General features: G+C 35.9%; 20 protein-coding genes, 1 tRNA gene and 1 other annotated feature. Of the genes, 20 read left to right on the top strand and 1 reads right to left on the bottom strand.

Annotated features, from left to right (window positions below; genetic code table 11):
* The first annotated feature begins 136 nt into the window (after positions 1–136).
* The 8 genes from ACSVDA_RS09945 (at position 137) to ACSVDA_RS09910 (ending at position 7,530) form a co-directional block, all read left to right on the top strand.
* Positions 137–1,498, top strand: coding sequence for a D-arabinono-1,4-lactone oxidase (locus ACSVDA_RS09945; RefSeq protein ID WP_485882826.1), 1,362 nt, complete (start codon positions 137–139; stop codon positions 1,496–1,498).
* A gap of 424 nt (positions 1,499–1,922) precedes the next feature.
* Positions 1,923–2,147 carry a spore germination transcription factor GerE gene (gene gerE, locus ACSVDA_RS09940; protein WP_214481537.1) on the top strand — a complete coding sequence of 75 codons (225 nt, stop codon included), beginning with the start codon at positions 1,923–1,925 and terminating at the stop codon, positions 2,145–2,147.
* 656 nt (positions 2,148–2,803) lie between these two features.
* Positions 2,804–3,598 (top strand): glutamate racemase, encoded by a 795-nt coding sequence (gene racE / locus ACSVDA_RS09935; protein WP_485882825.1) that lies wholly within the window; start codon positions 2,804–2,806, stop codon positions 3,596–3,598.
* Between the two features lie 128 nt (positions 3,599–3,726).
* Positions 3,727–4,824, top strand: a complete 1,098-nt coding sequence (locus ACSVDA_RS09930; protein ID WP_485882823.1) for a GerMN domain-containing protein — start codon at positions 3,727–3,729, stop codon at positions 4,822–4,824.
* 543 nt (positions 4,825–5,367) lie between these two features.
* Entirely contained in the window at positions 5,368–6,129 is a 762-nt protein-coding gene (gene rph / locus ACSVDA_RS09925; RefSeq protein ID WP_485882821.1) for a ribonuclease PH, read from the top strand.
* 1 nt (position 6,130) lies between these two features.
* The gene (locus ACSVDA_RS09920) at positions 6,131–6,745 is read left to right on the top strand and encodes an XTP/dITP diphosphatase (RefSeq protein WP_485882820.1); all 615 of its coding nucleotides are present in this window, start codon (positions 6,131–6,133) and stop codon (positions 6,743–6,745) included.
* Positions 6,742–7,254, top strand: coding sequence for a metallophosphoesterase family protein (locus ACSVDA_RS09915; protein WP_485882818.1), 513 nt, complete (start codon positions 6,742–6,744; stop codon positions 7,252–7,254). Before ACSVDA_RS09920 ends, ACSVDA_RS09915 begins: the two co-directional genes overlap by 4 nt.
* A gap of 199 nt (positions 7,255–7,453) precedes the next feature.
* Positions 7,454–7,530 (top strand) — tRNA-Arg (locus ACSVDA_RS09910).
* A gap of 267 nt (positions 7,531–7,797) precedes the next feature.
* Here the strand turns inward: ACSVDA_RS09910 and ACSVDA_RS09905 are convergent.
* Positions 7,798–8,247 (bottom strand): Hsp20/alpha crystallin family protein, encoded by a 450-nt coding sequence (locus ACSVDA_RS09905; RefSeq protein WP_485882816.1) that lies wholly within the window; start codon positions 8,245–8,247, stop codon positions 7,798–7,800.
* Positions 8,248–8,832: 585 nt separating this feature from the next.
* Here ACSVDA_RS09905 and ilvE point away from each other — a divergent pair.
* The 12 genes from ilvE to lonB all read left to right on the top strand — a co-directional run bounded on the left by ilvE (position 8,833) and on the right by lonB (position 24,972).
* A complete protein-coding gene (gene ilvE, locus ACSVDA_RS09900; protein WP_485882814.1) occupies positions 8,833–9,738 on the top strand; it encodes a branched-chain-amino-acid transaminase in 906 nt (301 codons plus the stop codon).
* Positions 9,739–9,795: 57 nt separating this feature from the next.
* Positions 9,796–10,051 (top strand) — a binding site (T-box leader).
* Between the two features lie 285 nt (positions 10,052–10,336).
* Positions 10,337–12,007, top strand: a complete 1,671-nt coding sequence (ilvB, locus tag ACSVDA_RS09895; RefSeq protein WP_485882909.1) for an acetolactate synthase large subunit — start codon at positions 10,337–10,339, stop codon at positions 12,005–12,007.
* Positions 12,004–12,522 (top strand): acetolactate synthase small subunit, encoded by a 519-nt coding sequence (gene ilvN, locus ACSVDA_RS09890; protein WP_214481520.1) that lies wholly within the window; start codon positions 12,004–12,006, stop codon positions 12,520–12,522. The genes ilvB and ilvN overlap by 4 nt, the downstream gene beginning before the upstream one ends.
* 18 nt (positions 12,523–12,540) lie before the next feature.
* Positions 12,541–13,563, top strand: a complete 1,023-nt coding sequence (ilvC, locus tag ACSVDA_RS09885; protein WP_214481516.1) for a ketol-acid reductoisomerase — start codon at positions 12,541–12,543, stop codon at positions 13,561–13,563.
* The gene (locus ACSVDA_RS09880; RefSeq protein WP_485882812.1) at positions 13,550–15,097 is read left to right on the top strand and encodes a 2-isopropylmalate synthase; all 1,548 of its coding nucleotides are present in this window, start codon (positions 13,550–13,552) and stop codon (positions 15,095–15,097) included. Before ilvC ends, ACSVDA_RS09880 begins: the two co-directional genes overlap by 14 nt.
* An 84-nt stretch (positions 15,098–15,181) precedes the next feature.
* Entirely contained in the window at positions 15,182–16,294 is a 1,113-nt protein-coding gene (leuB, locus tag ACSVDA_RS09875) for a 3-isopropylmalate dehydrogenase (protein ID WP_485882810.1), read from the top strand.
* A 139-nt stretch (positions 16,295–16,433) separates the two neighbouring features.
* Positions 16,434–17,846 carry a 3-isopropylmalate dehydratase large subunit gene (gene leuC, locus ACSVDA_RS09870; RefSeq protein WP_485882808.1) on the top strand — a complete coding sequence of 471 codons (1,413 nt, stop codon included), beginning with the start codon at positions 16,434–16,436 and terminating at the stop codon, positions 17,844–17,846.
* A gap of 85 nt (positions 17,847–17,931) precedes the next feature.
* Complete coding sequence (leuD, locus tag ACSVDA_RS09865) at positions 17,932–18,516, top strand: 3-isopropylmalate dehydratase small subunit (RefSeq protein ID WP_485882806.1); 585 nt, start codon at positions 17,932–17,934, stop codon at positions 18,514–18,516.
* 105 nt (positions 18,517–18,621) lie between these two features.
* On the top strand, positions 18,622–19,632 hold the full coding sequence (locus tag ACSVDA_RS09860) for a tetratricopeptide repeat protein (protein WP_485882805.1): 1,011 nt from the start codon (positions 18,622–18,624) through the stop codon (positions 19,630–19,632).
* A 243-nt stretch (positions 19,633–19,875) separates the two neighbouring features.
* Positions 19,876–21,162: a trigger factor gene (gene tig, locus ACSVDA_RS09855; protein ID WP_485882803.1), complete on the top strand. Its 1,287-nt coding sequence runs from the start codon at positions 19,876–19,878 to the stop codon at positions 21,160–21,162.
* A 643-nt stretch (positions 21,163–21,805) separates the two neighbouring features.
* Positions 21,806–23,071 (top strand): ATP-dependent protease ATP-binding subunit ClpX, encoded by a 1,266-nt coding sequence (gene clpX, locus ACSVDA_RS09850; RefSeq protein WP_485882801.1) that lies wholly within the window; start codon positions 21,806–21,808, stop codon positions 23,069–23,071.
* A gap of 227 nt (positions 23,072–23,298) precedes the next feature.
* The gene (lonB, locus tag ACSVDA_RS09845; RefSeq protein ID WP_485882799.1) at positions 23,299–24,972 is read left to right on the top strand and encodes an ATP-dependent protease LonB; all 1,674 of its coding nucleotides are present in this window, start codon (positions 23,299–23,301) and stop codon (positions 24,970–24,972) included.
* The last annotated feature ends 142 nt before the right edge of the window (positions 24,973–25,114 follow it).

Here is a 25,114-nt window from a genome sequence, read left to right as displayed (position 1 = left end):
AATTATATTGTAATAAAAACTAAGTGAATAATATATGTTTTCTTTAGATTCTTCTGAAGATTTAGTATAATATTAATGAGATTTAAATATGATAGATAAGAATTTGAGAATAAATTGTATAGTGAGGGGGACGACTGTGAACTCCGTTAAAGCTGTAGAAGTACAGAGGTGGGAGAACTGGTCTGGGAGTGTTGTAAGTAAACCTGCAAAGGTCATGTACCCAAAAAGCATTGAAGAAATCATTTTAATCGTTAAACAATGTAACAAAACTAATCAGGCTATACGTGTGGTTGGTTCTGGTCACTCATTTACATCATTAGTAGCAACAAACGATCTATTACTTTCATTGGATCTCCTTGAAGGGGTAGAACAAACAGACCGAGAGAATGATATTGTTTCTGTTTGGGCAGGAACAAAGCTGCATGTTTTGGGTGAGGCTCTTCACAAACTTGGATATGCACAAGAAAATTTGGGTGATATTAATGCTCAATCGATAGCTGGAGCTATAAGTACTGGTACTCATGGGACGGGAATCCAGTTTAGTAGTTTGGCTACACAAGTTGTTGAAATGACTGTAGTAACTGGGAAGGGAGAGTTACTAGAATGTAGTATGGATAAAAACACTCAAATGTTTAAAGCTTTACAGCTATCATTGGGTGCTTTAGGGATTATTGTTAAACTTAAGTTGAAGGTTCTACCAGCATATAAATTACTGTTAGAGAGCAAACGAATGTACTTAGATGATTGCCTACAAAATCTAGACAAATATAAAACCGAAAATCGACATTTTGAATTTTTTTGGTTTCCATATAGCAAATATGTTCAAGCAAAATTTGTTAATAAAACAAACGATGATACAACGAAAAAAAATATTACAGATTCATTTAATAAAAAATTTATTGAAAATGGGTTGTACAGGGTGTTATCAGAAGGGTGTCGTTTAATACCTTCGTTAAGTAAATCAGTAAGCAGATTGTCGGGAAGAGTAGTTCCGAATGAGCGAGCCATCGACGATAGCTATAAAGTTTTTGCATCAATAAGAGATGTTAAATTCAATGAAATGGAATATAATATTCCAGCTAATCAGCTTGCCAATGTGCTTACAGAAATAAAGGATATGATTAATGAAAAAAAGTTCCCCGTGCATTTCCCAATAGAATGTCGCTATGTTAAACGAGACGATATATGGCTAAGCCCAGCATTTGAGAGAGACTCTGCATATATTGCTGTTCATATGTACAAAGGAATGGAATACAAAGATTATTTTCGTAGTGTTGAACAAATATGCAGAAAATATAACGGCAGACCTCATTGGGGGAAGATGCATACACTAACAGCACATACACTAAAAGAAGTATATCCATTTTGGAATGAGTTCTTGCAGTTAAGAAATGACTTAGATCCAAATAGTCTATTTTTAAACACATACTTACGTCAAATATTCGATATAGCTCCCACCTCTACGACGTCTACAAATTCACAATTAGCTGGTTTTTAATATTTTTTTAAGGCTCTTTTCGTAAACGTTGTCACTTTTTTTTACTTGCATTTGAGCAACTGATGTTTATTATATAATTTTTATAGTCTTTAGTAAGCAAAAAATGTTTATTTGAGTATAGCTCTCATAACGAAAACAGTCTTTTATAATCACCTCTATAGGAGCTTGCACCTGGTCAACTGATAATTACGATTAATTAAAACAACCCATTACATATAACCTAATTAAGCAATTCATTACTGTTTACTTAATAACTGAGAAAATAAACTCTAATATGTAGTGTCATATAAAAGAAAAGCAAGATGTTCGTACATTTTGGACGAAAATAATCACAGCCATACTCCTTCAAACATAAGATAACATGACTAAATATATACCCATCCGCTAGTTCAGCTCGTACCTTTAGCAAGGAGGGTTACAATATTTGAAGGAGAAGGAGTTTCAACCAAAGCCGTTACTCACTAAAAGAGAAAGAGAAGTATTTGAATTGTTAGTTCAAGATAAAACAACAAAAGAAATTGCTAGTGAATTATTTATTAGCGAGAAAACTGTTCGAAATCATATTTCAAATGCCATGCAAAAGCTAGGAGTTAAGGGGCGTTCGCAGGCAGTAGTCGAGCTATTGCGAATGGGTGAACTTAAGCTTTAATGTATACCGGCTTACCTTACATAGGGAGGCCGGTTATTTATATGCCTTTATTTTATAAGCAACTTCTGTCAGCAAACGAGATCGACATATAATATTTATGTGTAAAAATATAAGTAGTGGATTACACAATCTAAGATGTAACTTGATGATTTGATACTGGAGGTTATTAATTGAAGAAATTTAAGGTGTTGAATAACTTTAGCAGAGTATAATTTATACTATTGTACTCTGCAGTTATATCGATTCCATTCGTTGTTGATTATTATATAATCAAGTATTTTATTAACTCTTTTACTTTACAGATCGAGTTCACTGAATTGTTAATTGTTTGGGGTATTTGCTTCGTATTAAGTTTCTTTATGTCCATATACGTTTGGAGCTGGTTTAAGGAACATATATTGCAATATGTGCATATAACTAGTTTCATAGAACGCTTCTTTATATACACTGTGACTTATTCAGCTAGGAATGACTGCTTCGATTTTATCGGCAAACGATACTTAAGGCGATATGATTGTCTAAGGTTAAAAAGCTATTATACAATTTAGTAGTTATGCTTCACCTTGTGAAATACTTGCATTTCAATTCAAAAAGTTAGAAAATAAGGTGACACTTTAAATATACATCAAGAAACGAGATAAGAATGAGGCGATTTTTTGTTAAGACCGATTGGAGTTATCGATTCAGGAGTAGGGGGACTAACGGTTGCGAAAGAAATCAATCGTCAGTTACCTAAAGAAAGAATCATTTATTTAGGAGATACTGCTAGATGTCCTTATGGGCCGAGGCCTAGTGAAGAAGTCAGGAAATATACATGGGAAATGACAAATTACTTGCTAACATATGATATTAAAATGCTTGTCATTGCTTGTAATACTGCTACAGCTGCAGTATTAGAAGAAATAAAGCATGAGCTAAGTATACCTGTTGTTGGTGTAATTCATCCAGGAGCTAGGACTGCACTAAAAATAACAAGCAATAATCATATAGGTGTAATCGGTACTGTAGGTACAATCGCTAGTGGAGCTTATAAACAAGCATTAGAGTCTATTAACCACAAAGTTTATGTAGAATCACTTGCATGCCCTAGATTTGTACCACTCGTTGAGAGTGGTGACTACGAAGGGGAACGAGCGAAAAGAGTGGTTGCTGAAACTTTAGTAGAATTAAAAAATAAAAGTATTGATACACTTATTTTAGGTTGTACTCATTACCCACTTCTAAGTCATTTAATTAGTGAATTTATGGGAGAACGAGTGAATATTATTTGTTCGGGAGATGAGACTGCTCGGGAAGTCAGCACGATTCTATACCATAGCGGATTATTAAATGATGAAGATGGTATTAATAATCATCTATTCCTTACAACAGGTGCACAGGAGATTTTCCAACAAATTGCTTCAAATTTATTCGGGCACCCTATTGATAATATAGAAACTATTAGTTTATAAAACAATTAAATGAGATGCTTTATTTCACGTCCTCTAGCCAAGCTAGAGGGTTTTTTCTTTTTTATCGGTCTAAAAATAAAAACAGCTCGTATACATAGTAGTACAAACTGATGTAAGGGGGAAGATAAATGAAAACATGGAAAACACTCAAAATGACTACTGCTATATTAACATTATCAGTGTTATTAGCTGGATGTGGTCTTTTTGGTGGAGAAGATAAAGGCCTTGAGATTGATCCACCTCAAGAAACAACTTATTTGGAGGAAGGGGAATTTACTGACGGAGAAAGTGTAATGGATTCAGAACAAGAAGCAGGTGTAAGTGTTGATGTACAGGAAGATGGAGTGGCAGACACTGTTCAACGTGAATTATTTCTGCTAGATCAATATGGGATGGTCGTTCCACAAACAGTAGAGTTACCGATAGTAGAAGGTCCAGCAAAGCAAGCTTTAGAATACTTGGTACAAGATGGGCCAGTAGAGGATATGCTTCCTAATGGATTCAGAGCTGTATTACCTGCAGGTACATCAGTTGAGGTGAACATAGTAGAAGGTGGAACAGTAATTGCAGATTTTTCAAAGGAATTTCAAGAGTACAATAAAGAAGATGAACTAAAAATATTACAAGCAATCACATGGACATTAACTCAATTTGACACAATTGATAAAGTACAAATAAGGATAAATGGTTACGATCAATCTGTAATGCCTGTGAACGGAACACCGATTGGGGAAGGGGTTAGCAGAGAGCACGGTATTAATTTTGATGAAAATGAAGTTGCTGATATTACAAATTCATACCCTGTTACAGTCTATTTCTTAGCGGAAAATGCTGATTCAATCTACTATGTTCCTGTTACTAGAAGAGTAGAGAACACAGAAGAAAATAGCATCGTTGCTGTCATTAATGAATTAGTTGAAGGACCTAGTTACACATCAAAATTATTAGGGGCAATCAATAATGAAGTTGAATTATTGAGTGAACCGATCATCCAAGACGGGCAAGTTATTTTAAATTTTAATGAATATATTCTCGGAAGCTTTTCAGAAGAACCGATTATTAATACAAATGTATTAGATACATTAGTCCTAACACTAACAGAACAGGAAGGTATAGAACAGGTAGCTATTCAAGTAAATGGGAAAGCAGAGCTTGTGAATGAACAAGGTGAATTATTAGCCGAACCAGTGTCAAGGCCAAAAAATGTGAACATGGATAGTTTTTAAAAATCTTTTTTTGATATACTATATAAAGATGAGTACAAGAGGTAGGCGTATTTGAGCTACCTCTTCTTATTGTCTAGCTCCAGGCGCCACCGGCTCGAGGTCATAAGCTAATCTGTCAAGAAGGTTAAAAAGCAACCTTCCAGCCAGCTTAACTTATGCTTGTCGCCGATAAGCAGTCGCCTTGCGCATTTCGCAGTTGTCTAGCTCCAGGCGCCACCGGCTCGAGGTCATAAGCTAATCTGTAAAGAAGGTTAAAAAGCAACCTTCCAGCCAGCTTAACTTATGCTTGTCGCCGATAAGCAGTCGCCTTGCGCATTTCGCAGTTGTCTAGCTCCAGCACCCATTCCCTCGAAGTCGCTTCGTCATAGCATCTGAAGGCAAAGAGCGCCTTCGTTGTTATGACTCCAGCGCTTGTCGGGAATAACCAGGGTGCTTGCGCATTTCACACTTGAAAACACTTCGCCATTCCCCAAAGTGAGTGGGATTGTTATAGGTGGAATGGGGTGTTTATGTTTTTTTATGTTTGATGAGGAGGAATTATAAATGAGAGTAGATGGACGGAACGAAGATCAATTAAGACAAATACATATTGAGACAAATTATTTAAAGCATCCTGAAGGTTCAGTACTTATCTCTGTTGGTGATACGAAGGTCATTTGTACTGCGAGTATTGAAGATCGAGTTCCACCGTTTATGAGAGGTGAAGGTAAAGGTTGGATTACAGCAGAATACTCAATGTTACCTCGAGCGACTGATTCAAGAAACATACGCGAATCTAGTAAAGGTAAAGTATCGGGAAGAACGATGGAGATACAACGCTTGATTGGAAGAGCATTGCGCTCAGTTGTTGATTTAGAAAAAATTGGCGAAAGAACAATCTGGGTTGATTGTGATGTCATTCAAGCAGATGGTGGTACGAGAACTGCGTCCATTACAGGTGCTTTTGTTGCAGTTGTGTTAGCAGTTGGGAAACTAGTGTCTGAGAAAAAATTAACAAAATCACCGATACAAGACTTTTTAGCAGCTACCTCTGTTGGGATAGATGCGAAGCTAGGGCCTATTTTAGATTTGAATTATATCGAGGATTCATCAGCACAAGTAGATATGAATGTTGTTATGACAGGGGCTGGTCAATTTGTTGAGTTACAAGGAACTGGAGAAGAAGCAACTTTTTCAAGAGATGAGCTAAATAATTTATTATCTTTAGCTGAAGAGGGGATTCATGAAATCATTCAAAAACAGCGCGAAGCATTAGGAGAATTCGTCCAACATATTAAATCAGCTACTGATGAAAGTGGGAACTAGAGTGAAACAAGTATTAATTGCTACAAAAAATATGGGCAAAGTAAATGAATTTAAGTTCATGCTAGAACCTAAAGGAATTGAAGTAAAGTCTCTGTTCGATATTAACGAGCCGATAGATATTGAGGAAACAGGACAGACCTTTGCTGAAAATGCAATCATAAAAGCTGAGGCTGTAGCAAATCGGTTTCAAACTATAGTCATTGCAGATGATTCAGGATTAGCAGTAGATGCCCTTGATGGTCGCCCTGGAGTTTATTCTGCCCGCTATGCTGGAGAACATAAAGATGATCAAGCCAATTTGGAAAAAGTATTGCAGGAGCTGGATGGTGTACCAACTCATAATAGGACTGGACGTTTTCATTGTGCATTAGCTATTGCTTTTCCTCAAGGAGACACCCATGTTGTTGAAGGTATATGTGAAGGGAGAATTACGGACACCCCTGTTGGACAAAACGGCTTCGGATATGATCCTATTTTTTATGTAGAAGATAAAGAAAAGACAATGGCTCAATTATCGAAACAAGAAAAAAATAAAATGAGTCATCGAGCTATTGCATTAAAAAAGCTTTCACATTTATGGTCTGAGATATTTACTGAAGAGGACAAGCTAACATGAAAATTTTAGTCGTAAGTGATAGTCACGGCTTATCAGAAGAGCTTACACAAGTTGCTCGAAGACACGAAGATGATGTTCAAATGATGATTCATTGTGGAGATTCAGAGCTCCAAGCTCATGCTGAGGCAATGCAAAAATTTAACTCTGTTAAAGGAAATTGTGATATAGACTCTGCTTACCCAGATCATCTAGTTGAAAAATGTGGACAGCAACATATATTTGTTACACATGGTCATTTATACAATGTAAAAATGACTTTAATGAATCTTTTATATCGTGCTAAGGAAGTTGATGCGAAGATTGTTTGCTTTGGGCATTCACACATAGCAGGATCAGAGATGGCTGATGGAATTATATTTATTAACCCGGGAAGCCTCCGACTCCCGAGAATGCGCAAAGAAAAAACATATGTTATACTACATATACAAAATAGACATATCCATGTCCATTACTATAATATTGAAGGCAAGCTTATACCATCCTTATCAAGCGAATTTATACTTGAATAATAAAATACATGTTTTTATATCTGCTATAGTACTGAGTCACTTTACCATTAGACCAATGGTAAAGTGCTCTGTGAGCAGCATAATGATGAACATATAAATAATATAAAATATTTTTATATTTATTACAGAAAAATGATTGACAAACAATGCTAATATTTATATAATAAATTTTGTCGTTAACAATTAAACAAATTTTTTTGTCCCAGTAGCTCAGCTGGATAGAGCAACGGCCTTCTAAGCCGTCGGTCGGGAGTTCGAATCTCTCCTGGGACGCCATTACATAACATTGTAACCCTTAATTTGACGGGTTTGAACAGATAATGGATGATCAAACAGTATTGAAAACTGTTTGATCATCCATTTTTTATGCTACTAATGATATGTGAAAACAGACAATTTTTGAAGCAGTCATGTGGATATTTTGAAAAAGCTGATAGTTAATATAGCTAGTAAAGTATTGTTATATTTTTCTATATAAAAGTAAATATTAGTATATCAACTAAATTATGTTACTTCAGCAAATATGAAAAGCTCCTCTGCTCATTAATGAAAATCAACATTAATTTTCTTCTTGGTGCCTTGGCTTTTTTTTGGCATAGTTACCTCTAGGACACCATTTTTGTATGTTGCTTTCACTCCCTCAATACTTACAGGTGTTGGTAGTGCTACTGCTCTATGAAAACTACCTGTATGTCTTTCTCTTCTGTATAAATTCTCATCTTTTACATCGTTAGTCCTATTTATAGAGCCACTAATATTCAAAACATTGTTGTCAATTTCAATATTTACATCCTCTTTTTTTTCTAGTCCAGGAATGTCACACGTAGCCACAACCTCATTACTTGTCTCATAAACATCAACTCTAATCATTCCTAAGTAGTTTTGCTCATTGGTAAAGTCAAAAGGGAAGTTAGAGAAGTTAGAAAATAGTCTGTCCATGTCCCTTCTCATGTTTGATAAGTGTCTGAACGGATCGTGAGGTATTAAGGTCATTTGTTCTCCTCCAAATGCGCAAAATTTAAATTATATAGTAATATTCTCTACAGTAGTTATAGAAATATGTAATATGGATAAGAAATAATTAATACTTCTTAAAATGTATACTGATTTTAGGGAAGATCATGAATGAAAGTTATGTATTGGAAACTACTTCAATTGCATAAATTTATATCGAATTAATGAGGTTTGATTGAAAGCTTCACATTTCCAGCTTCTCATTCTAACTTTTTGAACCTATTTTTTAAAAAGTTTCACAAATTTAAAAACCTCATAATAACAGTGATGTAAGCGTATTCAAGTTGAGTGATAAATACAAATTTTCAAATAATTCTCCAAAAGACTATTGACTCTTTAAACAAATGAGCGTAAGATAGTCCTCAAATAAAAAATTGTCACAATATTTTTTAGTTTTTAAAATCTATATTTTTACTTGATTTTACGTTAAAATTCCTTAGTTTTTTGTCGGTATAAATACCTAGTGTTAGTCCATTCAAAAAGGTACATTTTAGGATACTTTTTTTATATCTATGTATTTATCGATTTAAAGCGTCTATATAATAAAGGGAAGGAGGATATAAGATGGGTGATCAGTGGATTTTTTTAGGTGATACTTTTGTAAAAAAAGAAGATGCAAAAATTTCAGTTTATGATCATGGCTTTTTATACGGAGATGGTGTATTCGAAGGTATTCGAGTGTACAGCGGAAACGTTTATCGGATGAAAGAACATTTGGATCGTTTATATCGCTCGGCTAAATCAATTATGCTAACTATTCCTTATACAGAAGAGGAATTAACAGATCTAGTTGTTCAAGCAATCCAAAAAAATAAGTTTGAAGATGCTTATATTCGTCTTGTAGTTTCTAGAGGTGCTGGTGATTTGGGTCTAGATCCCTTTAAATGCAGTAAACCTCAAGTTGTTATTATCGTGGAGCCTCTTGCACTTTTTCCGAAAAAGCTGTATGAAACTGGCATAGAGATTATTACTGTTGCAACTAGACGAAATAGACCTGATGTTTTAAGCCCAAAAGTTAAATCGTTAAATTATTTAAACAATATTCTAGTTAAAATTGAAGCGCATTTGGCAAATGTAAGTGAAGCTTTAATGTTAAACGATCAAGGATATGTTTCAGAAGGGTCAGCGGACAATATTTTTATTGTCAAAGATAGCACCCTCTATACTCCTCCAGGTTATGTTGGAGCCCTTGAAGGGATTACGAGAAATGCAATTTTAGAAATTGCTTCTGAATTAGATTACGAGGTCAAGGAAGAACCATTTACTCGTCATGATGTATACACATGTGATGAAGTGTTTCTAACAGGAACAGCAGCAGAGGTCATTGCTGTAGTCAAAGTAGATGGCAGGGAAATTGGCGATGGAAAGCCAGGAAAACATACTAAAAAGCTGCTTGAAGAGTTTAGAAAAAAAGTCGTTTCTGATGGAGTAAAGGTCTATCAATCAAACCAGGAAGTAACGGCGGGCTAGTATATACATTGACTTAGAATTGTAACATCTTTTGTATTTTGAAAATTTAGAAAAAACGAGAAAATGTTGAAGAGGATAAGTAATCTTCGAGTTAGGAAGCTACAGAGAGCCGGAGTTGGTGGAAACCGGTGCTACTATCGAAAGATGAACTCGCCTCCGAGTGTCAACTTGAACGTCATAGTAGGGTTGGCCGGGTGAAATTTTTAAAAATTTACCCGTTATCAAAAGGAATAGCATTAGACTATTCATGAGATGATCTTATGATCATGAAAAAGGGTGGTACCGTGGAAAGTAAAGTCTTTTCACCCCTTACACTTACTGTTATTGTGAGTGTTTGTTGGGGGTGAAGGGGCTTTTTTTATTACAAAGTTTCCGTATACATTGTTGCTATTGTCATTACTTAAAAAATCTAGAACAGTTACTATCCAATTTGTTATCACGAGAAGATGCCACAATACTTGTCTTATACATGTTTCTTTTTTAGTCCAAGAAACAACAAACAATGCGAAAACAGCAATTACAAATGAGTGTTCAAAAAGGAGGAAATTACGTGGGCGCAAAGGTAAAGGTAGGTGTAAGAAATAACGTTAAATCAAAGATGAGCGGATCTTATATGCTAATAGAAGCGTTAAAGAAGGAAAACGTTGAAGTCATTTTTGGTTATCCAGGTGGTGCTGTTCTCCCAATTTACGATTCACTTTATGATTCTGGTATAGACCATGTACTTACAAGACATGAACAAGGAGGCATACATGCAGCTGAAGGTTATGCAAGAATTTCTGGAAAGCCGGGAGTGGTTATTGCGACTTCTGGTCCAGGGGCAACGAATATTGTAACTGGCTTAACTGATGCAATGATAGATTCATTACCACTTGTTGTATTTACTGGTCAGGTAGCATCTTCAGTGATTGGAACAGATGCATTCCAAGAAGCAGATATTCTAGGAATTACTACACCAATTACGAAGCACAATTATCAAATTAGAGATGTTAAAGACGTACCAAAGGTGATAAAAGAGGCATTTCATATTGCAACGACAGGTCGTCCTGGACCGGTATTAATTGATATTCCGAAAGATATGGCAATACTTGAAGGTCATTTTGATTACGATCAAAAAATATCTCTTCCAGGGTATCAGCCTACTAGGGAGCCAAATCATCTTCAAATTCGTAAATTAGTTGAAGCAGTCAGTCAAGCGCAAAAACCGGTAATTCTTGCAGGAGCTGGAGTTCTTCATGCAAATGCTTCAAACGAATTGAAGGCATACGCTGAACAACAAAGCATTCCAGTTATTCACACGTTATTAGGTTTAGGTGGCTTTCCAGCAGAGCATGAGTTATCCCTTGGCATGGCGGGTATGCATGGCACATATACAGCCAATATGGCTCTATATGAATGTGATTTACTCATAAGTATAGGTGCTAGGTTCGATGATCGAGTAACTGGTAATTTGAAGCATTTCGCACCAGATGCAGTTGTAGCCCACATTGATATTGATCCTGCTGAAATCGGTAAAAACGTACCGACGCAAATTCCAGTAGTTGGAGATGCAAAAGAAGCAATAAAAGAACTCATTGCTCAAAATGGTAAATGTGGACCTTCAAGTGAATGGCACAAGAAGCTAGCGAACCGAAAACTAGAATATCCGTTAGTTTATCAAAAGAATACGAACGAACTTAAACCACAAAAAGTAATTGAATTAATCTATGAAAATACAAATGGTGAAGCAATTATTACGACTGACGTTGGGCAACACCAAATGTGGACTGCACAATACTACAAATTTAAATATCCAAATAGGTGGGTTACATCTGGAGGTCTAGGTACAATGGGTTTTGGGTTACCAGCAGCTATAGGTGCCCAGCTTGCTGATAGAGAAGCTACTGTCATTTCAATTGTCGGTGATGGAGGGTTTCAAATGACCTGTCAGGAACTATCAGTTATGCAGGAACTTAATTTACCTGTCAAAGCTGTAATTATTAACAATCAATCATTAGGAATGGTTAGACAATGGCAACAAATATTTTATGATGAACGGTATTCACATTCACTTATTCCAAATCAACCAGATTTTGCGAAGCTTGCGGAAGCATACGGAATTAAAGGGTTAAAAGCAACAACGGAAGCAGAAGCAAAAAAAGTGTTGCAAGAAGCTTTAGAAATTGATGGACCAGTTCTCATCGATTTCCATGTTACTTCTGACGAGAATGTTTATCCGATGGTAGCCCCAGGCAAAGGATTACATGAGATGGTGGGGGTGAAATTGTGAAACGTATTATCACATTAACTGTTAATAATCGTTCTGGTGTTTTAAATCGCATTACAGGTTTATTTACAAAACGTCATTATAACATCGAGAGTATAACAGTTGGAGCAACAGAAGTAGCTGGAGTTTCTCGGATAACATGTGTTGTTCACGTTGAGGATCAACGAGTCGCTGAGCAAATAACAAAGCAACTAAATAAGCAAATTGATGTCTTGAAGGTAATGGACATAACTGATCAAGCTATCGTTGCGAGAGAATTAGCGTTAATTAAAGTAGTTGCACCTCCAGCAACTAGGAATGAAATATATGGTTTAATCGAACCATTTCGAGCATCAATACTTGATGTTAGTAAGGATAGCCTAGTTATACAAGTAACTGGAGAATCATCAAAGATTGAAGCACTCATTGAGTTAATAAAACCTTATGGAATTAAAGAAATAGCTAGAACAGGAACAACAGCATTTGCACGTGGTATGCAAAAAGCTGTAACAAATATAAAATCACATTCAATCGTCTAAAAAGGGAGAGATTAAATCATGGTAAAAGTATATTATAACGGGGATGCAAACGATAGTTATTTAACAGGAAAAAAGGTAGCAATCATCGGGTATGGTTCTCAAGGTCATGCACATGCCCTAAATTTAAGTGAAAGTGGAGTAGATGTTGTAGTAGGTTTAAGAAAAGGTGGTTCATGGGACAAAGCAGTAGCAGATGGATTTACGGTACAATCGGTTAAAGAAGCAGCCGAGCAAGCTGATATTGTCATGGTTTTATTACCTGATGAACTTCAAACGAAAGTATATAAAGAAGAAATTGAACAAGGTCTTAAACCAGGGAATGCTTTAGTATTTGCACATGGATTTAACATTCATTTCAATCAAATTGTACCACCAAGCTTCGTTGATGTATTTTTAGTAGCACCAAAAGGTCCAGGACATCTTGTTAGAAGAACGTACAAAGAAGGTGCTGGAGTGCCAGCGTTATTCGCTCTATATCAGGATGTATCAGGTGAAGCAAAAGAGGTTGCTTTAGCATATGCCAAAGCAATTGGCTCAGCTCGAGCTGGGGTACTTGAAACAACGTTCCAAGAAGAAACAGAAACAGATCTATTTGGTGAACAAGCGGTTTTATGTGGAGGCTTAACATCACTTGTTAAGGCTGGATTTGAAACATTAGTAGAAGCGGGATATCAGCCAGAACTTGCGTATTTTGAATGTCTACATGAGCTCAAATTAATTATCGATTTAATGTATGAAGATGGTTTAGAAGGTATGCGTTACTCAATTTCTGATACAGCACAATGGGGAGATTTTGTATCAGGCCCTAGAGTAATCACTGATTCTGTTAAGCAAGAAATGAAAAAAGTATTAGAAGATATCCAAACAGGTAAATTTGCAAAAGGATGGATCTTAGAAAATCAAGCAAATCGTCCTGAATTTACAGCGATTAATAAACGGGAAAATGAGCATCAAATTGAAGTAGTGGGGCGTGAATTAAGAAAAATGATGCCATTTATTAAACAAAAGAAGGAGGCAGTTGGAACAAGTGCAGACAATTAAAATTTTTGATACAACGCTTCGAGATGGTGAACAATCTCCTGGAGTCAATTTGAACTTATCGGAAAAGATAGAAATTGCTAAACAGCTTGAACGTCTAGGTGTTGATATTATTGAAGCAGGTTTTCCGGCTGCTTCAAGCGGTGACTTACAATCAGTGAGAGAAGTTGCAGCTGTTATTAAAAACAGTTCAGTTACAGGACTTTCACGATCAGTTCAATCAGATATAGATGCAGCATGGGATGCGTTAAAAGGTGGAGCTCAACCTCGACTTCACCTTTTTATCGCAACATCCCCAATTCATATGAAATATAAGTTAAAGCAAAGCCCAGAGCAAGTACTTGAATCAGCAGTGGAGGCTGTTAAATACGCCAAACAGCGGTTTCCTATCATTCAATGGTCTGCTGAAGATGCTTGTCGTTCAGAGCTCCCATTTTTAGCAAAAATTATAACAGCAGTAATTGAAGCAGGCGCAAGTGTCATTAATATTCCAGATACTGTAGGATATATAACCCCGAAGGAATACGGTGAAATATTCAGCTATCTTAATAAAAATGTTCCGAATATTCAAAAAGTTTCTTTGTCCGCTCATTGTCACGATGATTTAGGGATGGCAGTTGTTAATTCCCTAAGTGCCATTGAACATGGTGCAACACAGGTAGAAGCAACATTAAACGGGATTGGCGAGCGTGCTGGAAATGCTTCTTTAGAAGAAATCGCTGTAGCTCTTCATATTCGAAAAGATTTCTATAATGCTAAAACAAATATCCAATTAAATGAAATAAAAAGAACAAGTGACTTAGTAAGCAAACTAACAGGTATGGTCATACCACCAAATAAAGCTGTAGTTGGTAAAAATGCTTTTGCACATGAAGCAGGAATTCATCAGGATGGTGTGTTAAAAGAAAAAACAACGTACGAAATTATTTCGCCTGAATTAGTCGGTGTAAATACAAATGCAATGGTGCTTGGTAAACATTCTGGACGACATGCATTCCGAACGCGTATTCAAGAGCTAGGGATCTCAGTGAAAGATGAAGAAATTAATTCATTGTTTAAGTTATTTAAAGATTTAGCGGATAAGAAGAAAGACATTACTGATGATGATTTAATTGCATTAGTGCTAGAGGAAAGATTCGGGAAGGGAGATACACAATATGAATTAATTTCTCTACAAGTACAATACGGTACTAACCAAGTGCCAACTGCCACTATTACCCTTAAAGGATTGGAAGGTGAAATCATTCAAGAGGCGGCAACTGGAGCAGGTAGCGTAGAGGCTGTTTACAATACATTAGAAAGAATGGTCCATGCTTCCGTAAAACTATTAGATTACAAAATACAATCAGTTAGTGGAGGTAGGGATGCGTTAGCACAAGTATATGTGAATGTTCGTGTAAATGGTGAAGAGACGAGTGGAAGAGGCTTGGATCAAGACGTGTTAGAAGCTTCTGCGAAAGCATATATTAATGCGATAAATAGAGTATTATACCTACAAAAATATAAGAATACTGTAGAAGAAGTGACGATGAAATAACAGCTTAACAAAAGAAAACTATCGTATGCCCTCTAAATAAACCAATAAGTTAACAATGATAAATTGAGATTGGAGGAATAAAAAGTGAAAAAGAAAATTACCGTGTTACCCGGAGATGGAATTGGTCCAGAAGTTACTAGAGGGGCAGTAGAAATATTAAAAGCTGTAGGAGAGCGATTTAATCATCAATTTGACTTTATATATAGCTTAATTGGTGGAGCAGCGATTGAGCAAACAGGCAGTCCGTTACCAGAAAAGACGTTAAATGATTGCAAACAAAGTGATGCTGTATTGTTAGGTGCTGTTGGAGGACCACAATGGGATCAAAACCCACCTGAGCTTCGTCCTGAAAAGGGCTTATTACAAATCCGTAAAGAATTGGAGTTATATGCAAATTTACGGCCTGTATCATTTAACCCTAGTTTAATTGAGTCGTCACCAATAAAAGAGAATATAATTACTGGTGTTGATTTACTCATCGTACGAGAGCTTACAGGGGGATTATATTTTGGAAAACCAAGTGCTCGAACGATAGATAGAGGAGAAGAATCTGTCGTAGATACACTTTTTTATAAACGAAAAGAAATGAAGAGAATATTAGTCACTGCATTTGAATTGGCTAAGAACCGTCGTAGCAAAGTTACTTCTGTTGATAAAGCAAATGTACTTGAGTCTAGTCGCATGTGGAGAGAAGTAGCTGAGGAGGTAGCGCAAGATTTTCCAAATGTTCAATTAGAGCATATGTTGGTCGATAACGCAGCGATGCAATTAATAAAAAATCCAACACAGTTTGATGTCATTGTAACTGAAAATATGTTTGGTGATATATTAAGTGATGAAGCATCAATGTTGACTGGATCTTTAGGAATGCTTCCATCGGCAAGTCTGTCAACTACTGGTCCGTGCTTGTATGAACCAATTCATGGGTCAGCACCAGATATAGCAGGTCAAAATAAAGCGAATCCGGTAGCAATGATATTGTCTGCTGCTATGATGCTAAGAAACTCCTTTCAAATGGATGAAGAAGCAAAAGCAATTGAAAATGCTGTAAATCAAGTGCTTGCTGCTGGACACCGTACTCCTGATGTTGTACAAAAAGGAAAAAGAGCGATTAATACGGAAGAAATGGTTGATCGGATTAAAGCAGCTGTACTAGACCATGCTGCAATATCAAACATTATGTCAATATACGCGTAAATTATAGGCAGGCTTAAGTAGGAAACCTTTGTACATCCACCGGATAGGTCTTTAGACCTATTCGGTGGAAACTTATATAGTGTATTTACACGAATGATGTTTGAATAAGGTTTGACATTATTGAGAGGTGAATTTATTCGTGGAACCAAAAAATATTATAGAAAAAATATGGGAAAAAAATATTGTATATCAAGAAGAAGGCAAGCCTGATTTATTGTATATAGACCTTCATCTCGTTCATGAAGTTACTTCCCCACAAGCATTTGAAGGGTTACGTTTAAATAATAGGAAAGTAAGACGCCCAGATTTAACATTTGCGACGATGGATCACAATGTACCTACTTTCAATCGCTACATCATCCAAGATGAAGTCGCACAAAATCAAATGACTGCTCTTGAAAAAAATTGTGAAGAATTTGGCATTCATTTGGCGGATTTAAACAGTCCTGATCAAGGTATTGTTCATGTTATAGGCCCTCAATTAGGTCTCACACAGCCTGGAAAAACAATCGTATGTGGTGATAGCCATACATCGACTCACGGAGCATTTGGAGCTTTAGCATTCGGTATTGGTACTAGTGAAGTTGAGCACGTATTGGCAACTCAAACGTTATGGCAACACCGACCTAAAACATTAAAAATCAATATAAATGGTAAGTTAGCTGCTGGTGTTTCAGCAAAAGATGTCATCTTATCTATTATTGGAGAATATGGTGTGAATGTCGGTACAGGTCATATTATTGAATTTACAGGTGATACAATCCGTAATATGTCGATGGAGGAACGGATGACCATATGTAATATGTCAATAGAAGCAGGTGCAAAAGCTGGCTTAATTAGTCCAGATAGAACAACATTTTCGTATTTAAAAGGAAAGAAGCATATTCCCGAGGGTGAAGAGTATAATAGACTTGTGAAAAAATGGGAGCATCTAGCAAGTGATTCAAATGCAACCTTTGATAGAGTCATTGAAATTGACGGAAGTGAAATAGCCCCAACTGTTACATGGGGAACAACACCGGGGATGAGTGTGACGATCGAGCAAGTAATACCTTCTCCTCTAGACTTTGATGATGAAGCAGATCAAAGGGCTGTAGTTAGCGCACTACAATATATGGGCTTACAAGCTGGTACGCAAATTTCTGATATAGAAATTCAACATGTATTTATAGGTTCATGTACAAATTCAAGGATAAGCGATCTTCGTGAAGCTGCTAAAATTGCGCAAGGGAACAAGGTATCAAGTCAGGTAAGAGCGCTAGTTGTACCAGGTTCACAAGAGGTGAAGCGTCAGGCGGAAGAGGAAGGCTTAGCAGATATTTTTATTGCAGCAGGTTTTGAGTGGCGTGAATCAGGGTGTAGCATGTGCTTAAGTATGAATCCAGATGTTGTACCAGAGGGAGAACGTTGTGCCTCAACATCAAACCGAAATTTTGAAGGAAGACAAGGGAAAGGTGCTAGAACACATTTAGTCAGTCCTGCAATGGCAGCAGCAGCTGCTATTTATGGTAGGTTTGTAGATATTAGAAAACTACAAAAAGCTACTGTGTAGTCTTGAAAGTGACATAGTAGGCAGTTGGAACTACTGGGGATTCCCCAAATAGCACTTATCTTAAAGTTAAAGGAGAGATAGGGGTATGGAACCATTTCATATTCACACTGGTAAGGTAGCAGGGTTAGATCGTGTAAATGTTGATACCGACCAAATCATACCTAAGCAATTTTTAAAAAGAATAGAGCGAACAGGGTTTGGTCAATATTTATTTTATGACTGGCGGTATCTTGATGATCATACATTAAATCCTGATTTTGAATTAAATAAACAGGAAAACGCTGGAGCAACAATACTTGTTGCAAATGAAAATTTTGGATGTGGCTCTTCTCGTGAACATGCCCCGTGGGCATTACAAGACTATGGATTTAAAGTAATTATCGCTCCATCATTTGCTGATATTTTTTATGGGAATTGCTTAAAAAATGGTTTGCTCCCAATTAAATTAGATAGAGAAGATGTAAAGTATATATTATATGAAGGAAATAGTTCTAACTATACTTTACAAATAGATTTAGAGAATCAAATTATATCGGATGAGAAAGGCTTTAGTAAAGGATTTCACATTGATCAATATAGAAAAGAGTTGTTAATTAAAGGCTGGGATGAAATAGACTTGACTTTTGTTTATGAAAAACACATATCACAATATGAGAAATTAAATAAGTAGTAGAGGCGCCTAGGTTCTTTCCGAGGCGCTTCTTGTTTTCTGTTCACTTACTTGATAAACTTAATAACACAAAAGTACGAAAATGGCTATAGGGCGGTAAAATTGATGGCAGATAACAGAAAACAAAGAGAAAATATCCTTCCCTTCCCTAATCTAAAAGAACGGCTTATAGAAAAGGGGTTTGATCAACTACAGCATAAGCAATTTCAAGAAGCACTTTTGTTGTTTGATCAAGCAGGTGAATTAGAAAGAGATCACCCTGAAATTGAATTAGGTACTGTTTTATGCCTGTTCGAATTAAATAGATTTGAGGAAGCTAAAGAAATATGTAATAGCATGCTGCAAAAAGGAATTGGCGACTATTATCAAGTTTTACAAATATATACGTCTATTCTGCTACAGCAAGGGCATTACAATGAAATCATTACTACGATAGAGGCTATACTTCAAGAGGGAAATATCCCTTCAGAATATGCTGAAAATCTATTTAAACTTCTAGACTTCAGTAGAAAAATGAATGTCAATAATGTGGAGAGTGGTAATAACGATAACATTGCCGAAGGTGACACTTTCGATCAAATGCTCAACCAAGGCGATGATATTGAAGAACACTGGAAAGCAATTCAACTTCTCCGTAATCAAAATGTTCGACGTGAGAGACAAACTATAGAGACATATTTAATTAACCCAAACAAATCACCACTTATTAAATCTGCTTTATTACAAGTTTTAATGGAGCAAGAAGTAGAGTTTGATATAAGTATCATTAAATTTAATCGAGATATAACAATAAAACCAACCGAGCTTTTAGATAGTAGAGAGGATCCTTTTACAAAAGAAGTTTTAACAATACTGGAAAAGAATGTTTTGAATGAAAATCCGACTTTATATGAAGTAATTCAAGAGATTTGGTTTAGACATTTGTTCATTTTATTTCCTTTATACCCTGAACCTAAGGAAGCAAATCTTTGGGCTGCAGCATTACATATAATAGCCTTGGAGATGCAGGGGTTTGATCATGACCGACATAGTATAGTATCCAAGTATGATGTAAATAATGAACAATTAATGCAAGCATGTGAAGCCATCTATAAGATTGAGGACCTTCCTTTATAATAAATGAGTTGAACATTAAATAGTCATACTAGCTACATAGCTGGGAATCTTTAACTGTTAATTAATTTATATAAAAAAATCAGTTTGTGTTGAAAGCAAATTATTCTGTGTTATAATGTAGTGGTTGTATTGTAGTAAATTTGAAGCTACATATAAGTGCGCAAAAAGATAATGATACAATCAATTCGTTATCTATCATATTTGACTAATGAAGCATATAAATAGATGTTGGAGGGAATTTTTATGTCTGCAAAATGGGAAAAATCGGAAGGGAACCAAGGTGTCCTAACTGTTGAAGTAGATGCGGAAAAAGTTAATGAAGGACTAGATGCTGCGTTTAACAAAGTTGTGAAACAGGTGAACGTTCCTGGTTTCCGTAAAGGTAAAATGCCAAGAAGCCTATTTGAAAAAAGGTTCGGCGTAGAGTCTTTATATCAAGATGCTTTAGATATTTTATTACCTGAGGCATACTCAGCAGCTGTAGAGGAAACTGGAATTGAACCAGTTGATCGCCCAGATGTTGATATTGAACAAATGGAAAAAGGTAAAACACTTATTTTCACAGCGAAGGTAACAGTGAAACCGGAAGTTAAATTAGGTGAATATAAAGGCTTAGAAGTTGAAGAACTTGATGCTACTGTAACTGATGAAGATGTCGATAATGAACTTAAGCAACTTCAAGAACGCCAAGCAGAATTAACTTTAAAAGAAGAAGGTTCTGTTGAAAACGGTGATACAGTAATCATGGATTTCGAAGGTTTTGTTAATGGTGAAGCATTTGAAGGTGGAACAGCTGAAAATTATTCATTAGAGATCGGATCAGGTACATTTATTCCTGGTTTTGAAGATCAGCTAGTTGGTTTAGAAGCAGGTGCTGAAAAAGAAGTTGAAGTAACTTTCCCTGAAGAATACCACTCTGAAGAATTAGCTGGCAAGCCAGCAACGTTTAAGGTGAAAGTTCATGAAATAAAAGCAAAAGAACTTCCAGTCTTAGATGATGAGTTTGCAAAAGATGTTGATGATGAAGTTGAATCTTTAGAAGAATTATCAACAAAAACGAAAGAAAAATTACAAGAAACTAAAAAGCGTGAAGCAGAGGATAACCTTAGAAATTCATTAATAGAAAAAGCTGCTGAAAATGCTGAAGTAGAAATTCCTGAAGCGATGTTTAAAACTGAGACAGATAGAATGGTTCAAGAGTTTGAACAGCGTCTACAAATGCAAGGTATGAACCTTGAGTTATACACACAATTCTCTGGTCAAGATGAAGCGGCACTCAGAGAGCAAATGAAGGAAGAGGCTGAAAAGCGCGTTAAAATTAACTTAACTTTAGAAGCAATTGCTGAAGCTGAGAATTTTGATGTTACAGACGAAGAAATTGAAAAAGAACTTGAAAATATGGCAGGTATGTACAACATGCCTATAGAAGAAATTAAGAAGATGTTAGGGAATTTAGATAGCATCAAAGGAGATTTAAAAATTCGTAAATCAATTGATTTTCTTGTAGAGAATCGTAAAGATGTTGCATAATAATAAGTAAGAAGTAAAACAAGGCACGAAGTACATCGTGCCTTGTTTTATCTAATCAGAGGAATATTGCAGGCGTCTTGTTTTTCCATGTATTGCTAACAATAATGTTATTTTTTTTAAATGAGTATGGGTAAAGTAATTATTAATGGCTCTTATCTAACCAAGTTGCTAATGATCAAAAGTTAGAAGAGCTCGTTTTAAAAAAAGGCTCTTTTTGTAAAATTTGGTGCTATTCTCACCAATTTAGCCCCATAAAAAATGGCTCTAGATGTTATGTTAGTCATCATGTTTCAGAAGAAAAGAAGCTACGAACACTAGTTGTGTGCGTATTTATTTCTCAGTAGGAAAAAAACAACTAATGAGAAAATTGCTTAATTCATAAACGATAAATAGGTCAGTGCATTCTACTGTTATTATTTATCCTTATGAGTTATAATGTTGTATTAATAAAGATGATCAGCTGTTATACATAGTGTTGAGCGCATTATTTTTGTTAGCAAGTACATTTGTGATAAAATGCAATACATAACTTTTTTAAATCGGTAATTTTGATTGTAATATGAGGATAACAAGAACATAGAAGGATAAGGCGCTGTTGCTTTGAACATCCTCCATAAGAAAAAATGAAATAAGGGGTGAAAATATGGGATTTAAATTTAACGAAGAAAAAGGACAATTAAAATGTTCGTTTTGCGGAAAAACACAAGATCAGGTTCGTAAATTAGTTGCCGGTCCAGGTGTATATATATGTGATGAATGTATAGAATTATGCACTGAAATAGTGGAGGAGGAATTAGGGACTGAAGAAGAAGTAGAATTCAAAGAAGTTCCGAAACCAATTGCAATTCGCGAAATCCTTGACGAGTATGTTATTGGTCAAGATGCTGCAAAGAAATCCCTTGCAGTAGCAGTATACAATCATTACAAGCGAATTAACTCAAATAGTAAAATTGATGATGTTGAACTTTCAAAAAGTAACATCGCAATGATTGGTCCAACTGGATCTGGTAAAACCTTGCTAGCTGAAACATTAGCAAGAATTTTAAATGTACCATTTGCTATTGCTGATGCTACATCACTTACTGAGGCTGGATATGTAGGTGAAGACGTTGAAAATATTTTGTTAAAGTTAATACAAGCAGCTGATTATGATGTTGAAAAGGCTGAAAAGGGTATCATTTATATTGACGAGATAGATAAAGTTGCTCGTAAATCAGAAAACCCTTCCATTACTCGTGATGTTTCTGGAGAAGGCGTGCAACAGGCATTGTTAAAAATTTTAGAAGGCACTGTTGCTAGCGTTCCTCCTCAAGGTGGAAGGAAGCATCCACATCAAGAGTTTATCCAAATTGATACAACAAATATTTTATTTATATGTGGTGGTGCCTTTGACGGCATTGAGCCAATTATAAAACGCCGTTTAGGTAAAAAGGTGATCGGTTTTGGGTCAGACATGAAACAAAAAGAGCATGATCAGAAGGAGCTGTTATCAAAAGTTCTACCTGAAGATTTGCTGAAGTTTGGACTAATTCCAGAATTTATAGGTCGATTACCTGTAATCGCAAGCTTAGAACCACTTGATGAAGATGCATTAGTGAAAATCCTTACATTACCTAAAAATGCACTCGTGAAACAGTATCAGAAAATGCTTGAGTTAGATAATGTAGAGTTAGATTTTGAAGAAGATGCTCTGATTGAAATCGCCAAAAAAGCAATTGAACGTAAAACAGGAGCTCGTGGTCTACGTTCAATTATTGAAGGTATTATGCTGGATGTTATGTTTGAGCTTCCTTCTAGAGAGGACATATCAAAGTGTATTATAACGGCAGATACTGTTATGCATAATACTCCACCAAAATTAATACTTGATGATGGTTCAGAGTTAAAAGATCGAAAAACATCAGCTTAAAAGTTGTTTGGAAACATAACCTCTAAAGGATATTACTTACCTTTAGAGGTTTTTAGGGTTTATTCCAATAATAATTTTAGGAAAGTGGGAAGCTAATTTACCGGTGTTAAGTAGTCAGTGACTTATTTCCACTAATTTTAATGTATGAAAAAAATGTGTTTATACAAACTTCTGCACGGAGATACTATCAATTAATGATGGATTCATACGTTCAGGAGGGAATTGATATGAGTTGGACTAGCATCGCCTTACTCGTCCAGTTATTTTTTGGTGTAATTATTGGGCTATATTTTTGGAATTTATTAAGGAATCAACGCACTCAAAAAATATCAATTGATAAAGAATCACGTAAAGAAATGGAACATTTGAGAAAACTTCGTTCTATTTCATTAACTGAGCCATTAGCCGAGAAAGTTCGGCCGTCAAGTTTTCAAGAAATTGTCGGACAAGTAGATGGAATTCGTTCTTTAAAGGCTGCTTTATGTGGGCCAAACCCTCAACATGTCCTTATATATGGCCCACCTGGTGTAGGAAAGACGGCTGCGGCTAGATTAGTATTAGAAGAAGCAAAGAAAAGCTCTAAATCACCATTTCACCAATCTTCGGTTTTTGTTGAACTTGACGCTACTACTGCTCGTTTTGATGAAAGGGGAATTGCTGACCCACTAATTGGCTCAGTACATGATCCAATTTATCAAGGTGCGGGGGCCATGGGGCAAGCAGGTATACCGCAGCCAAAGCAAGGTGCTGTGACGAACGCCCATGGTGGTGTGCTTTTTATTGATGAGATTGGAGAGCTTCACCCTATTCAAATGAATAAGCTACTAAAGGTTCTTGAAGATCGAAAAGTATTTTTGGAAAGTGCTTATTATAGTGAAGAAAATTCACAAATTCCTAATCATATTCATGATATTTTTCAAAATGGTTTACCAGCAGATTTTCGGTTAATTGGAGCGACTACTAGAACACCGAGTGAAATACCTCCTGCGATTCGTTCTCGATGTTTAGAGGTGTTTTTCCGTGAGTTAGATAAAGATGAAATTAAGGTTGTAGCTAGCAATGCCGCTCAGAAAGTACAAATGGAGATAGATGATAAAGGTTTAGATATTTTATCAAATTATGCTAGGAATGGTCGTGAAGCAGTCAATATGGTTCAAGTTGCTGCAGGGATTGCAATTTCTGAGGAAAGAGAGAGCATATACGATGAGGATATAGAGTGGGTGATTGAGTCCTCTCAGCTTGTACCACGTTATGAAAAGAAAATTTGTGCTAATTCAAAGATAGGTCTAGTTAATGGCTTAGCTGTATATGGGCCAAATACTGGAGCGTTACTAGAAATTGAAGTAACGATTATTCCTGCAGAAGATCAAGGTACAATTAATATCACAGGTATTGCAGAAGAGGAAAGTATTGGAGATAGGGCTAAATCAATTAGACGAAAAAGTATGGCTAAAGGGTCTATTGAAAATGTAATTACTGTTCTTCGTTCTATGGGCGTCCCTGCATCAGATTTTGATATACACGTCAATTTTCCTGGCGGATTTCCAGTTGATGGTCCTTCTGCGGGGATTGCAATGGCGACTGGTATTTATTCTGCAATTAATAAAGTGAAAGTTGATAGAACTGTAGCGATGACTGGGGAGATTAGTATTCACGGTAATGTTAAACCAATTGGTGGTGTTGTTGCGAAGGTGAAAGCTGCAAGACAAGCAGGAGCAAAAAAGGTGATCATACCATCGGAAAATATGCAAAAGCTTTTAAAAGGCATAGAAGGAATTGAGATTATTCCTGTCAATCACCTAAATGAAGTATTCGATATTGCTTTAATAAAGCCAAAGATTCATCATACTGAATCAATCATATCATCTCCAGCAAAACTACAGGAAAAAGAATCAGTTTAATGATCGTTATTTGAAAAGGTTTTATTAATGGTTGGTTTCAGTATTTAGTAAATAAGTAACTTTTCTTCTCTAACAAACCTTATCGTATTTTTTATATGGCTGTTTTCGCATTGATTGTTGCTTTTAAGAAATAAAAACGTAT

The organism is Cytobacillus sp. Hm23, from assembly GCF_051842895.1.
Lineage (GTDB): Bacteria > Bacillota > Bacilli > Bacillales > SM2101 > Nanhaiella.
The sequence above is the reverse complement of the archived record's forward strand: the minus strand, read 5'-3'. Positions and strand labels throughout refer to the sequence as shown.